The sequence below is a fragment of the Rhodopseudomonas rhenobacensis genome (assembly GCF_014203125.1).
Taxonomy (GTDB): domain Bacteria; phylum Pseudomonadota; class Alphaproteobacteria; order Rhizobiales; family Xanthobacteraceae; genus Rhodopseudomonas_A; species Rhodopseudomonas_A rhenobacensis.
In genome coordinates this window covers 19371-31464 of sequence record NZ_JACHIH010000009.1, presented here as the reverse complement: position 1 = coordinate 31464, position 12094 = coordinate 19371, and the positions used below count along the sequence as shown (strand labels likewise).

Here is a 12094-nt window from a genome sequence, read left to right as displayed (position 1 = left end):
CGGGCGCGCGAGAAATGCACCGCTATCCGCAGCCGCATCCCGCGCTCACTTCATCTGGCCGAGCAGCCGCGCCGCGCCGCCATCGGTTCGCGACAGCCGCTGCAAGGCATCGCGGCCGCCGGCCGCATAGGCGGCAGCGGCGCGCAGCAGCTCGCGCAATTGCGCCGCGGCGCCCGGATCGAACCGGCACCAGGCGCCGCCGGTCAGCCTTGCAATCTCGCGGAAGGTGGCTTCCGCGGTGGCGTCGTAGCCCTCCTGAAACAGGAACATCGGCACCTTGAGCAGCCCCAATTCGCCGGCCTTGACGCAAAGCTCATCGGCCGGCTCTTCCATCGCATCGCCGACGAACACCACCGCGCGCACGCCGGACGCCACCGCGTCGCGCCTTGCTTCCGACAGCACCTTGCCGATCTGGGTGTTGCCGCCGCGGCAATCGATCTTCGCCATCAGCGTCGCCAGCTTGGCGGGCTCCGAGATCCAGCCGCTGGCCCGGCACTCGTTCATGCCGCGATAATACACCAGCCGGATGTCCAGGCTGCCGAGTGCGGCGGCCTCGCGGAACATCTCGGCCTGCAGGCTGCAAGCCATGTCCCAGGTCGGTTGCCGGCTCATGGTGGCGTCGAGCGCGAACACCAGCCGGCCGCGCGCGCCCGGGGCGTGCGGCGACATCGCCCGCGCCTTGGCGACGAACGCCGCGATCTCCTCCGACGGCGACACCCGGCTGTTGGGCAGCGCACCGCCGCGCGCGGCCGGCGGCGCGGAGGTGTCGACCGGAGGTTTCATCGGTTGGCGGGACATGGCGGCTCGCAGGCGTGGCGAGCTTATGTGGCGAGTGTGCGCCCCGCGGTCAATGCATCGCGGCCGCGGCGCTATGGCCCGCCACGCTCAATGGCCATGACCGTGCGCGACCGTCTTGGCCTCCGGCCACGCGCCGGTGGCCATCACCGGCGGCGTCCGCGGGGCGCGCGACGCGCCCTCGCTGTCCTGCAGGAACTTGTCGACCACGCCCTTGATGTCGGTCTTGACGCTTTCCGGCCCGCGGTCGCTCATTTGCGTATGCTGGAAGCCGGTGTTCACCACGGTGATCCCGGCCCTCGCACAGATTTCGGTCTCCGGAACGACGCCCGGATCGGGCTTGAACTCGGGGTCTTTGGAGCGGAACGACAGGATCTTGAACTTGCCGTCGATCATGAACGGCACCCGCAGATTGTCCAGCGTCACCACCTTGGTGATCCGGTCCGGGTTGATCTTGGCGAAGTACATCGAAATGTCGCCGCCGTTGGAATGACCGACCATGGTCAGATGGTCGTAGTCCGAGTTCGGCTGGATGCTCTTCAGCCGGTCGATCGCGAAATTGATGTTGGCGACGCCGCGCTGATACACCGGCAGCCGGCCGACATAGGGCTCGCCCACATTGGTGACCAGCGGCGCGTCGGTGTCGAGGTCGTGCTGAATACTCACCGCCATGTAGCCGCGCGCGGCGAACAGATTGGCGAGGAACGAGTACTCGGTGAATTTGACGGTGTTGCCGTGATTGAGGATCGCGACCGGCAGCTTCAACATGCCCGCCGTCGACTGCATTTCGCGGTCGCGGCGCACCGCGATATCGACCTGCACCGGCCGGCTGCGCGTCGTGTCATAGAAGGTCAGCGTCTCGTGACGGATCGCCCATTTGCTCGCGGTGAAGTAACCGACGGCAAATACCAAGCAAAGCGAACTCAGAATGTAAATTCCGCGTTTCATCTGCGATCCTGATCGGCAGAGCCGGCTTGCCCGCGGTTCAACCGATCGTACTGGACATCCAATATACCTATTATACCCAGCGCGCGACCAACACCACGAACAAAGAATAGGTGCTACGGCCCGATCATTGTGCAGAGTGTCATATTGCTGAAATATGCTCCGCACCGGCACCCATCAGACCTGATCGTTTCGCCCTGCATCCGGAACGAGCATGATCGCCCGCACCGCCGTCCAAAGTTGCGACAATTCAACGCAAACTTGAGCCACATGGGTTGGCTGTCGCGGCCGCCACACGGCCCGCAACCGATCGCGCGAATCGAAGGCGGGGGCGTTGCGCCAACGCAAACCGCCGGTCCCTCGATGCTGCATGTCGCCGCTCGGACATGCGGCGTTGGCGGTGTCGCGCCGGGCTTGGTAGAGTTAGGCCCCGCCGTCTGCAGCAATCGAGTCGTGATGTCCCGTCCTCCCGTTATCGTCCGCACCCTGCCGGCCTTGCGCCGCGCGCTGGATATACTCCGCACCCGCAACGCCAGCCTTGCGCTGGTGCCGACCATGGGCGCGCTGCACGACGGCCACGTTTCGCTTGTCCGCCAGGCGAAGCGCCGCGCCGGCAAGGTCGCGGTGTCGATCTTCGTCAATCCGGCGCAGTTCGCCCCGAACGAGGATTTTGCCGCCTACCCGCGGACCTGGAAGGCGGATCTCGCGAGGCTCACCGAGGAGAAGGTCGACCTGATCTGGAATCCGGATGCCAAGACGATGTATCCGGCCGGCTTCGCCAGCAAGATTCTCACCGAAGGCCCGGCGCTGGCCGGGCTCGAGGATCGCTTCCGGCCGCATTTCTTCGGCGGCGTCACCACCGTGGTCGGCAAGCTGTTCGCCCAGGTCCGACCGGACCTGGCGCTGTTTGGCGAGAAGGATTTTCAGCAGTTGCGGGTGGTGGCGCGGATGGCGCGCGACCTCGATCTCGGCGTCAAGGTGATGGGCGTGCAGATCGTCCGCGAGCGCGACGGGCTCGCGATGTCGTCGCGCAACCGCTATCTGTCGCCGGAGCACCGCGCCAGCGCGCCTGCGCTGTACCGCGCCTTGAAGGAAGCCGCCAAGCGGATCCGCGCCGGCGACAAGCTCGCGCCGGCGCTGGCCGAGGGCGCCGCGTCGATCACCGCGGCCGGCTTCAAGCTCGACTATCTCGAAGCCCGCCACGCCGAAACCCTGGCGCCGATCGCCGCGCGCAAGGACGGCCCGATCCGGCTCCTGGTCGCCGCCACGATCGGCACCACGCGGCTGATCGACAACGTGGCGGTGTGATCAGCCCACGCGCTGAGCGTCGCCGACGACAACCTCCGCAACGGCGGCCGCAGGCTTGACGTGAAGCGCGAAACCGCTTGCGCCGGGTTCACCCACTCCCGGGCGGAGCTGCAAGCTCGGAATCAGATAGTCGCCGCCGTTCTGCGGCCGATAGGCGATCGGCGCAGTGGTCGCCAGCGTTCGCATCCTGTCGCGCAGGCGCTCGGCGATCGGCTCGAACTCGGTCTCCTTCAGGCGATCCGCACTGTGGACGACGAACGGCGGCAGCACGTCGTAGCCCGGATAGTAGAGAATGCCGTGCTGGATCGGGAATAGCAGGTCGTCGATCGGCCCGTTGACCCCGCGAGCGTCGTAGTGGGTTTCGCGACCGCCGGTGCTGACGATCAGCATGGCGCGCTTGCCGACAAAAACTCCTTCGCCGTAGCGCTCGCCCCATTTGCGGTCGCTGTGCTCGCCGACGCCATAGGCGAAGCCGCGGGCGAACACCCGGTCGACCCAGCCCTTGAGGATCGCCGGCATCGAAAACCACCACAGCGGAAATTGCAGGATCAATGCATCCGCCCACAGCAGCTTGTGCTGCTCGGCCTTGACGTCGTCGGTCAGCGCGCCGGCAGTAAAGTCCTCGCCCGACGCGGCGGGCACCTTGAGCCGCTCCCCGAGCGGCAACGCCGGAAAGTCGCCGCGATCGACCTGCGCTTTCCAGCGCTCGGCATAGAGATCCGACACCCGCACCTGATGGCCCTGGGCCTCAAGTTGCTGGATGGCGACGTCACGCAACGCGGCGTTGAGCGAGCGCGGTTCGGGATGGGCAAACACGAGAAGGACGTTCATGGCCAGACTCCTTTAAGGGACCTGAGCCTTGGCTAGTCGGTGATCGCTCGTCGCACTATATCTTGGCAATGCATAGGATTATTCCGAATAATGGATAAGTCAGACGTCACCTTGGAGCGGCTGCGGACGTTCGTCCGCGTCGCCGAGCGTGGCAATCTGTCGGCGGTCGCCCGCGAACTCGGCATCGGCCAATCCACGGTGACGCGGCAATTGCGCGAACTCGAGCAGGCGGTCGGCGTGCCGCTGCTGAGCCGGACCACCCGGCGGGTCACGATGACCACCGAGGGCAGCCGCTATTATGCCGATTGCGTGCAGATCCTGCGGCTCGTCGAGCAGGCCGGCGACGAGGTGCGCGGCACAAGGGGTGCTGCGGCCGGCACCATCCGGATCTCCTGCACCGCAGGTTTCGGCGTCTTGCATCTCACCCGGCTGATCTTCGCGTTTCAGGACCGCTATCCGGACATCGGGATCGATCTCAACCTGTCCGACCAGCGGGTCGATCTGGTGCGCGAGGGCATCGACCTCGCGATCCGGCTGGCGCCTTTGACCGACAGCTCGATGAAGCTGCGGACGCTCGGCCAGAGCCAGCGTCTATTGGTGGCGTCGCCGGACTATCTGGCAGCGCGAGGCCGCCCCGCCGTGCCGCAGGACCTGGCTGCCCATCAGTGTATTCGGATGTCGAACGTGGCCGGCAGCGACACGCTGGCGCTGCAGGGGCCGGATGGCGAACGCCACGAGGTGCCGTTCGTCGGACGCTTCGTGGTCGACCATGGCCTCGCGGTGCGCAAGGCGCTGGTCGCGGGGCGCGGCATCGCCGCGTCGCATCGCTGGCTGGTCGACGATCTGTTGGCCGCGGGTCGGGTCGAGGCGATCCTGCCGGACTTCAAGCTGCCGACGATGCCGCTCAGCATGCTGATCGTGCCGGAGCGCGCCGGCATCGCGCGGGTTCGGCTGCTGATCGATTTCCTGGTCGACGAGATCGGCCGCCTGCCCGGCATCGAACGCGCCCGGCTATAGCAGCCCGAGTTCGCGCAATTCGCGGCGCATCGGCTCCGGCATCGCCGCGATGCTGGCGGCGGCGCTGCCGAGGTCGGGCGGCGCGTCGGCGGCCACCAGATAGCGCCAGCCCTGGAACGGCCGCATCGGCCGCGGCGCCACCGCAAACACCTTGGGCTGCATGATCAGCCGGCAGCGCGCGATGCCGTCGCCATCCCGGAACGGCTCGATCGCCAAGATCTTCTCGCGCGCCGCGATCTCGCCGCGGATCACCCAATAGATCGAGCCGCCGTCGAGCAGTTCGGCGTCGCGCTTCGGCGTCATCCTGGTGACGTGGATGTGCTGCCGCGGCAGGCCCTGCGCCTTGGCGAGCCGCGCCCGCTCCGCGACCCGGCTTTCGAAGTCCTTCACCGATTCACAGCCGACGGCGAGCTTGATGAGATGCAGCGGCATGGTCGCAGCGGATACTCCAGAACCGGGCGGATGGCTACTGTTCGGCGCCCGCCTCGGCGGGTGCAGGCTGCGCCGGTGCCAGTTGAACCGGCGCCGCCGGGCGCGGTTTCGGCGCGGCCGGCTTCTTCGGCGCCGGTCGCACCGCAGCCTGGGCGTTGGCGGCGCCCGGCGCGGCACTGGCCGCGTTGGCGGCGGGCGTCGCCGGTTTGGCCGAGGCGGTCGGCTCCGGCGTCATGATATTCACCGGCGGGATCGACGCCGAGGTCGGGAAGTCCGCGGTGGTCGGCTTGCCGGTCGGCAGCGACGGCGGCAACGCCGCCACCGCGGAAGCCGCCGAAGCCGTGATCGCCGGGCTGTTCCAGCTCGAGGCGTAACGCACCACCAGCCCCTCATAGACCCGCTGGTCCATATTGGCTGCGATCTGGTCGTGATTGGTCAGCATCTTGTACGCCGCGCATTCATTGGCCTGGCAGTGATCGCGCGCCATCAGCACATAGGCGACAAGACCGTAGCGGTCGCGTTCCAGCGAACGCCGCAGCCGTTCCAACTCCGGGGTCGCGGCAGCGCCATCGCCGGCAGCGCCGAGTCGCACCAGCCGGCTCGCGGTGGCGGCCACCGCGGCAGCGATCGTATCGGGCGAGCCGAACAGCTGCTTCTCACAGCCGGCCAGCACCGCCTCGCCGGCCAGTTCGTCGAGACACGCCAGCGCCGGCACCGCGGCCGCAGCCGGCGGCGAGCCCATCGCCAGGCGCGTGCCGGCCTCGCCGGGCGCCAAGCCGCGGATGGTGGCGGCCGCCGCGGTGGCGATCGCCAGCAGCGCGATCACCGCGAGCGCGCCGTTGGCCACCGATTTCTGCGCCCGCAGCAGCGTGATGAACAGGATGATCGCAAAAAACCCCGCGGCTGCGATCGTCAGCCAGATCGGAAAGCTGGGCTGACGCCACAGCTGATCGATCGAATTTGCCCAAGCCCAATTCATCCGCGTTGTCCCCTGCGCGCCGCATCGACGAAGTCCGGTCTTGCAGGCGAATTATGCGCAAGTTTTGGCGGACAGAAGCAAGACCGGCCGCATTCTGTGCAGAATGCGGCCGATGGTCCTGAACTTTAGGAGGTTCTGATGGGAATCAAAGCGCCGTCAGCAAACGTCGAGTTGGCTTTCCTTGGCGACGCGCTCGAAGGCTTCGGTCGAACTCTTGATCCGATACTGGAAATCGTCGCCCTCGGTGGGCAGCAACCGGATCACCTCGTAAATGCCGCTGGCGGCCGGACGGGCCACATTGCTAGCGGTAAAATAGACATTCTCTCCAACGATAAACTTATGCTTCAACGACCCTCTCCATCACGCAACGAGAAACGCCGGCTTGCCCCAGCCCCGCGGCAGTCCCGGCCGAAAGCTTGGGTTGCATATAGCACGCAGGAGGGCATTTTGGCCAGTTGCATCCGGGCATAGCAACTGCCCGGAATTTGCAACCATTTCAGTATGATGGATGTTGTTTATCGGGCGATCGGCGATTCCTGGCGAGCGCACTGTTGCGAGTCATTCGCAATTGCGACGGGCGAGGTTAACCAATCCTTAAGCCTTTCAATCCTGTTCGAACTTCTCGATCACCAGAGTTTCCGCCAGACCCGCTTTTGTCCATTGCTGAAATGCCGGCAGCGCGGTCATCGCTGCGATGTAGGCGCTCACCTCCTCCGAGGTCGCGATCGCATAGGTCAGAAAGCGGTGCACCACCGGCGCGTACATCGCATCCGCGCCGCTGAAGCCGCCGAACAGATACGGACCGCCGTAGCGTTGCCGGCACTCCGACCAGATCGCCTGGATGCGCGCGATGTCGGCCTCGGCCGCCGCCGACAGCGGTTTTGCGCCCACCGGACGGTGAAGGTTCATGCCGCATTCATTGCGCAGCGCCTGAAAGCCGGAATGCATTTCCGCCGAAACTGATCTGGCATGGGCACGACGGGCGCGATCCTGCGGCCACAGGTTTGCCTCAGGAAATCGTTCGGCGGCGTATTCGATGATCGCCAGCGAATCCCACACCGTGATGTCGCCGTCGACCAGCACCGGCACCTTGCCGGCCGGGCTGACATCGAGAATCCGCTGCTTGTCGGCAGCGCCGGTGTAGAGCGGGATCACCACCTCGTCGAAGGCGATGTCGGTCGCGCGCAAAGCCAGCCACGGCCGCATCGACCATGACGAATAGTTCTTGTTGCCAATCACCAGAGTAAGCGCCATTGCCGATCTCCTTGCGGCGCGCAATCTGCCACGCGCCGCGGGGCGCGATCAACCCGCGCATGGCAACCAAGGCAGCGCTTGCGGCGCGCCGCGCGATGCGTCACTGCAGACGCATGACCCTGCAAGATTCGCCCCCCGCCCCCGCCCCGTCGCTTGACGATGGCATTCTGAAAGTCCTGGCAAATGCCGGCAGCGGCACGCTGAGCGCGCCGGAAATCGCCCATGCGCTGGCGCCCGACGGCGACTGGCACGGGCTGTTGATGCCGATCCGACGCGCCGCCGTGGCGCTGGCGCTGGCCGGCCGGCTGGTGATCTACCGCAAGGGCAAGCCGGCGGATCCGAACGACTTTCGCGGCGTCTATCGGCTCGGCCTGCCGCGGCACGATTGACGCTTACTTTGCAGGCCCCGGCACCAGCTCGGCGCTGCGCCCTGCGAGGCGATAGGCGATCAGGCCGACCCATTCGTGCACCGCGACGTCGGTCCGCGCCAGGCCGGCGCTGATCTGATCGAACGGCTTCACCGCATCGCTCCAACCGCGGGTGCGCCAATCCACCGGATAGGCCTCGACGTCGAAGCCGACCGCCCGGAATGCCGCGATCGATCGCGGCATGTGAAACGCCGAGGTCACCAAGAGCCAGCGCTCGCCGGGCTTCGGCGCGATCAGTTCGCGGGTGAAGGCGGCATTCTCCGCGGTGGTCCGCGAGCGGTCTTCCAGCACGATGCGATCGGCGGCAACTCCGAAACTCTGCAGCAGTTCGCCGGCCAGCGGCGCCTCCGGCACCGGAGCCTGCAGCAGGTTGGCGCTGCCGCCGCTGAACACGATCCGCGCCTTGGGAAATCGCTGCGCCAGCTGCAGCATCGCCACCACCCGCTCCGCCGAGCCGTCGACTTCCAGCGCGTGACGCGCCAGCGAGGCTTCGGAGTCGATGGCGCCGCCGAGAACGATGACGCCGTCGGGCGCGCGGCCGTCGAACTGCCAGGCCGGAAACCGCTCGGTCAGCGACAACAGCAGCACGTTGCCGAGCGGCGAAAATCCGGCGATCAGCAACAGCGCCAGCCCAAGCATCAGCAAGCGCCGGCCGCCGCGTCGCCAGCGGGTCAGCAGCAGCAGCGCGCCGAGCACGCAAAGCATCACCATCGCGTTCGACGGCACCGCAAAAAATCCGACAAGCTTCGAAGCCAAAAAGAACATCGCTCAACCGACCCTGCTGCGATCAAGCCGCCGGCCGCCGCTCAGTCCCATTTCGGCGCGAAGCCGAAATCGGTGAGCCGCCCCTTCGGCGTGGCCATCGCGAAGATCGCGCGCATCTCTTCTTCGGTCAGCTCGAAATCGAAAATGCCGATGTTCTCCGACAGCCGTTCGAGCTTCGAGGTCCGCGGAATCGCGACGATGTCCTGCTGCACGATCCAGCGCAGGCAAACCTGCGCCGCGGTCTTGCCGTAGCCGGCACCGATCCTTGTCAGCGTCTCGGCATTCTTGGCGCGGCCCTTGGCGATCGGGCTGTAGGCCACCACGGCCAAGCCGTGATCGAGGCAGGCGTTGATCACCTTGGTCTGATCGAGATACGGGTGATACTCGACCTGATTGCACACCAAAGGCTGCGGGCACAACTTCACCGCCTCTTCGATGAGCGCGACGGTGAAATTCGACACGCCGATATGCCGAGCCAGCCCCAGCTCCTTGACACGGCCGAGCCCGCCCAGGGTTTCCGCCAACGGTACATGCGGGTTGGGCCAGTGCAGCAGCAGCAGATCGACCTCGGAGAGCCGCAGCTTCGACAGGCTGTCCTTGGCCGAGCGCAACAGATCGTGCGGCGTAAAATGCGTGGTCCAGACTTTGGTGGTCACGAACACATCGTCGCGGCGGATCCCGGAGGCGCGCAGGCCTTCGCCGACCTCGCGCTCGTTCTCGTAGATCTGGGCGGTGTCGATATGGCGGTAGCCGAGCCGAAGCGCCTGCTCGACCACGCGCGAACAGATCCGCCCGCTCAGCTCCCAGGTCCCCAGGCCGAGCACCGGAATTTTGGCGCCGTGGGCTTCAACGAATTGCATGTCGCCCGTCCGTTCAGCCGAATGCGCCGCCAATTGGCGGGCCATCGATCATCGGCGATCGGCGTTAATGGGCCATGAAGGGCCGTGGCGGGCCACTCGTTAACTCAGCCCGAACCACAGCGTCGCGATGCCGAGGAACGAGAAGAACCCGACCACGTCGGTGATGGTGGTGACGAATGTGCCGGACGCCACCGCCGGGTCGGCGCGGAATCGCTCCAGCACCATCGGAATCAGGATGCCGCCCAACGCGCCGGCGATCAGGTTGCACAGCATGGCGAGCCCGATCACCACGCCGAGGCCGGGGATCTTGAACCAGGCCACCGCCGCCACGCCGGTGATGACGGCAAAGGCGATGCCGTTGACCAGACCGACCAGCGCCTCGCGCATCACGATGCGATAGGCGTTGCTGGCACCGAGCTCGCGGGTGGCCAGCGCGCGCACCGCGACCGTCATGGTCTGGGTCGCGGCGTTGCCGCCCTGGCTCGCCACGATCGGCGCCAGCACCGCGAGCGCCACCATCTTCTCCAATTGTCCTTCGAACATGCCGAGCACCGATGAGGCCAGGAACGCGGTGGCGAGATTGACCAACAGCCAGTTGAAGCGGCCGCGGGCGATGGTCCAGACGTTGTCGGACAATTCTTCGTCGCGGGCGACGCCGCCCAAGGCCTTGATGTCTTCCTCGGCTTCTTCCTCGATGACGTCGACCACGTCGTCGATGGTGATGACGCCGACCAGCCGGCTGTCGACGTCGAGCACAGGTGCTGCGACCAGATTGTACTTGCCGAACAGCCGCGCCACTTCAGCCTGGTCGTCGAGCACCGAGACCTTGCGGCGGTCCTCGTCGATCAGGTCGGCCAGCGGCACCTGCCGGCCCGAGCGCAGCAGCGCGTCGAGCGGCACCGCGCCCTGCCAATGCTGCGCGCCGTCGACGGCGTAGATCTCGTAGAACCGCTCCGGCAGCTCCGGGGATTCCCGCATGTGGTCGATCGCGTGGCCGACGGTCCAGTCGAGCGGCACCGCGATGAACTCGGTCTGCATCCGCCGCCCGGCGGAGTTTTCCGGATAGTCCAGGCTGCGCTCCAGCGCGTCACGCTCCGAGGGCGGCAGCTTGTCGAGAATTTCGTCCTGGTCCTCCTCGTCGAGCGCTTCCAACAGCTCGACCGCGTCGTCGGAGTCGAGTTCGCGGACGCCTTCGGCGACGGTCTGCGGCTCCAGCTCCTCGAGGATCTCTTCGCGGACCGCATCGTCGACTTCGTTGAGCGCGGAGAAGTCGAAGTCGGCGCCGGTCAGTTCGACCAGGCTGACGCGCTCGTCGGTCTCCAGCGCTTCGATCAGATCGCCGAGATCGGCCTCGTGCAGCTCGGCGACGATTTCGCGCAGGAAGCCGTCGTCCTTGGCGGCGATGGCGCGGGAGATTTCGGCGACGAATTCCGGCCGGATGTCGCCTTCGTCGTCGCGCATCGGCAGCCGTTCGAGCAGCACGTCGGCAGCGGCACGGCCCTCGTCAGCATTGTCGGCCATGCCGCACCTCGCCACGTGATTGGTTGCGGATCCTGCGCCCGGTCAGGCGACACATTGCTGTTCGGTCGATCGCCGAAGAGTGTTCGAGGCAATAGCCAATAGGCGATGCAAAGTGCAATGAAAAATGTACAACCGACCGCACAATCAGCTGCCCGGAGCCCACCGTCATGATCGCGTCACGAGTCCTCGCCCTTGCCGTCCTGCTGGCGGCGATGAGTTCGGCGCACGCCGCGGACTGCCCGCGCCCCGGCACGCTCGGCACCGCGCGGGTGCTCAGCGTCGATGCGGCGAGCACGCCCCGCGTTGGGCTGAAGAGCTTTCCGGACACGCTGCCGCTGGCGGACAAGGAGGTGGTGCTGACCTTCGACGACGGCCCGGCGCAGACCACGCCGCAGGTGCTGGCGGCGCTGGCCAACGAATGCGTTCAGGCCACCTTCTTCATGGTCGGCACTGGCGTCACCGCGCTGCCGACTTTGGTGCGTCGGGTGGCGGCCGCAGGCCACAGCATCGGCACCCACACCTGGTCGCACAAGAACCTGAAACACCTGCCGCCGGAGCAAGCCGCCGAGGAAATCGACCGCGGCATCGCCGCGGTGGAAACCGCGCTGCGCGGCAAGCCGAGCCACGTGCCGACCACGCCGTTCTTCCGGTTTCCCTATTTCGACTCGACGCCTGCCCTGCTCGAGCTACTGCAGTCGCGCGGCATCGTGGTGTTTGGCGCCGACTTCTGGGCCAGCGACTGGAACAAGATGACGCCGCAGGAGCAGCTCACCTTGATCACCGCGCGACTCGAAGCAAACCGCAAGGGCATCATCCTGTTTCACGACCCGCGGGCGCAAACTGCCGCGATGCTGCCGGATTTCCTGCGCTATCTGCGCGACAACCACTATCGCGTGGTGCATGTCGTGGCGAAGCCGCCGGCCGCCAATGTCACGCATTGAGGTCCGGAGCCTGGGCCC

At 66.5% G+C, this 12094-nt stretch carries 14 protein-coding genes; 4 read left to right on the top strand and 10 right to left on the bottom strand.

Annotated features, from left to right (window positions below; all coding sequences use genetic code 11):
• Nucleotides 1-45: 45 nt before the first annotated feature.
• Both HNR60_RS09420 and HNR60_RS09415 read right to left on the bottom strand, forming a co-directional pair.
• Entirely contained in the window at nucleotides 46-798 is a 753-nt protein-coding gene (locus tag HNR60_RS09420) for a VWA domain-containing protein (protein WP_184256728.1), read from the bottom strand.
• An 87-nt stretch (nucleotides 799-885) separates the two neighbouring features.
• Nucleotides 886-1743, bottom strand: coding sequence for an alpha/beta hydrolase (locus HNR60_RS09415; protein ID WP_184256726.1), 858 nt, complete (start codon nucleotides 1741-1743; stop codon nucleotides 886-888).
• A gap of 453 nt (nucleotides 1744-2196) precedes the next feature.
• On the opposite strand from HNR60_RS09415, the gene panC reads away from it, so the two are divergent.
• Complete coding sequence (panC, locus tag HNR60_RS09410; RefSeq protein WP_184256723.1) at nucleotides 2197-3048, top strand: pantoate--beta-alanine ligase; 852 nt, start codon at nucleotides 2197-2199, stop codon at nucleotides 3046-3048.
• On the opposite strand, the gene HNR60_RS09405 is transcribed toward panC, so the two are convergent.
• Nucleotides 3049-3879, bottom strand: coding sequence for an NAD(P)H-dependent oxidoreductase (locus HNR60_RS09405; protein ID WP_184256721.1), 831 nt, complete (start codon nucleotides 3877-3879; stop codon nucleotides 3049-3051).
• A gap of 90 nt (nucleotides 3880-3969) precedes the next feature.
• On the opposite strand from HNR60_RS09405, the gene HNR60_RS09400 reads away from it, so the two are divergent.
• Nucleotides 3970-4896: a LysR family transcriptional regulator gene (locus tag HNR60_RS09400; RefSeq protein WP_184256719.1), complete on the top strand. Its 927-nt coding sequence runs from the start codon at nucleotides 3970-3972 to the stop codon at nucleotides 4894-4896.
• Here the strand turns inward: HNR60_RS09400 and HNR60_RS09395 are convergent.
• From HNR60_RS09395 to HNR60_RS09380, 4 genes are all read right to left on the bottom strand, one after another.
• A complete protein-coding gene (locus tag HNR60_RS09395) occupies nucleotides 4891-5328 on the bottom strand; it encodes a DUF1489 family protein (RefSeq protein ID WP_184256717.1) in 438 nt (145 codons plus the stop codon). The genes HNR60_RS09400 and HNR60_RS09395 overlap by 6 nt on opposite strands.
• A 34-nt stretch (nucleotides 5329-5362) precedes the next feature.
• Nucleotides 5363-6307 (bottom strand): hypothetical protein, encoded by a 945-nt coding sequence (locus HNR60_RS09390; protein ID WP_184256715.1) that lies wholly within the window; start codon nucleotides 6305-6307, stop codon nucleotides 5363-5365.
• Nucleotides 6308-6463: 156 nt separating this feature from the next.
• Nucleotides 6464-6655: a hypothetical protein gene (locus HNR60_RS09385; RefSeq protein WP_011473765.1), complete on the bottom strand. Its 192-nt coding sequence runs from the start codon at nucleotides 6653-6655 to the stop codon at nucleotides 6464-6466.
• Nucleotides 6656-6910: 255 nt separating this feature from the next.
• Nucleotides 6911-7561, bottom strand: coding sequence for a glutathione S-transferase family protein (locus tag HNR60_RS09380; RefSeq protein WP_184256713.1), 651 nt, complete (start codon nucleotides 7559-7561; stop codon nucleotides 6911-6913).
• A 113-nt stretch (nucleotides 7562-7674) separates the two neighbouring features.
• Here HNR60_RS09380 and HNR60_RS09375 point away from each other — a divergent pair, with 113 nt between their 5' ends.
• Nucleotides 7675-7950 (top strand): DUF3253 domain-containing protein, encoded by a 276-nt coding sequence (locus HNR60_RS09375; protein ID WP_184256711.1) that lies wholly within the window; start codon nucleotides 7675-7677, stop codon nucleotides 7948-7950.
• Between the two features lie 3 nt (nucleotides 7951-7953).
• Here HNR60_RS09375 and HNR60_RS09370 read toward each other — a convergent pair whose 3' ends face one another.
• The 3 genes from HNR60_RS09370 to mgtE all read right to left on the bottom strand — a co-directional run bounded on the left by HNR60_RS09370 (nucleotide 7954) and on the right by mgtE (nucleotide 11135).
• A complete protein-coding gene (locus HNR60_RS09370) occupies nucleotides 7954-8754 on the bottom strand; it encodes a YdcF family protein (protein ID WP_184256709.1) in 801 nt (266 codons plus the stop codon).
• A gap of 41 nt (nucleotides 8755-8795) precedes the next feature.
• Nucleotides 8796-9614, bottom strand: coding sequence for an aldo/keto reductase (locus tag HNR60_RS09365; RefSeq protein WP_184256707.1), 819 nt, complete (start codon nucleotides 9612-9614; stop codon nucleotides 8796-8798).
• A 99-nt stretch (nucleotides 9615-9713) separates the two neighbouring features.
• The gene (gene mgtE, locus HNR60_RS09360; RefSeq protein WP_184256705.1) at nucleotides 9714-11135 is read right to left on the bottom strand and encodes a magnesium transporter; all 1422 of its coding nucleotides are present in this window, start codon (nucleotides 11133-11135) and stop codon (nucleotides 9714-9716) included.
• Nucleotides 11136-11302: 167 nt separating this feature from the next.
• Here mgtE and HNR60_RS09355 point away from each other — a divergent pair, with 167 nt between their 5' ends.
• Complete coding sequence (locus HNR60_RS09355) at nucleotides 11303-12076, top strand: polysaccharide deacetylase family protein (RefSeq protein WP_184256703.1); 774 nt, start codon at nucleotides 11303-11305, stop codon at nucleotides 12074-12076.
• Nucleotides 12077-12094: the final 18 nt, after the last annotated feature.

What these genes read in the sequence shown, in the direction of transcription:
- HNR60_RS09405 (WP_184256721.1), bottom strand. Translation starts at nt 3,879, where the DNA reads ATGAACGTCCTTCTCGTGTTTGCCCATCCCGAACCGCGCTCGCTCAAC.
- HNR60_RS09415 (WP_184256726.1), bottom strand. Translation starts at nt 1,743, where the DNA reads ATGAAACGCGGAATTTACATTCTGAGTTCGCTTTGCTTGGTATTTGCC.
- HNR60_RS09375 (WP_184256711.1), top strand. Translation starts at nt 7,675, where the DNA reads ATGACCCTGCAAGATTCGCCCCCCGCCCCCGCCCCGTCGCTTGACGAT.
- panC (WP_184256723.1), top strand. Translation starts at nt 2,197, where the DNA reads ATGTCCCGTCCTCCCGTTATCGTCCGCACCCTGCCGGCCTTGCGCCGC.
- HNR60_RS09370 (WP_184256709.1), bottom strand. Translation starts at nt 8,754, where the DNA reads ATGTTCTTTTTGGCTTCGAAGCTTGTCGGATTTTTTGCGGTGCCGTCG.
- mgtE (WP_184256705.1), bottom strand. Translation starts at nt 11,135, where the DNA reads ATGGCCGACAATGCTGACGAGGGCCGTGCCGCTGCCGACGTGCTGCTC.
- HNR60_RS09420 (WP_184256728.1), bottom strand. Translation starts at nt 798, where the DNA reads ATGTCCCGCCAACCGATGAAACCTCCGGTCGACACCTCCGCGCCGCCG.
- HNR60_RS09400 (WP_184256719.1), top strand. Translation starts at nt 3,970, where the DNA reads ATGGATAAGTCAGACGTCACCTTGGAGCGGCTGCGGACGTTCGTCCGC.
- HNR60_RS09395 (WP_184256717.1), bottom strand. Translation starts at nt 5,328, where the DNA reads ATGCCGCTGCATCTCATCAAGCTCGCCGTCGGCTGTGAATCGGTGAAG.
- HNR60_RS09365 (WP_184256707.1), bottom strand. Translation starts at nt 9,614, where the DNA reads ATGCAATTCGTTGAAGCCCACGGCGCCAAAATTCCGGTGCTCGGCCTG.
- HNR60_RS09390 (WP_184256715.1), bottom strand. Translation starts at nt 6,307, where the DNA reads ATGAATTGGGCTTGGGCAAATTCGATCGATCAGCTGTGGCGTCAGCCC.
- HNR60_RS09355 (WP_184256703.1), top strand. Translation starts at nt 11,303, where the DNA reads ATGATCGCGTCACGAGTCCTCGCCCTTGCCGTCCTGCTGGCGGCGATG.
- HNR60_RS09380 (WP_184256713.1), bottom strand. Translation starts at nt 7,561, where the DNA reads ATGGCGCTTACTCTGGTGATTGGCAACAAGAACTATTCGTCATGGTCG.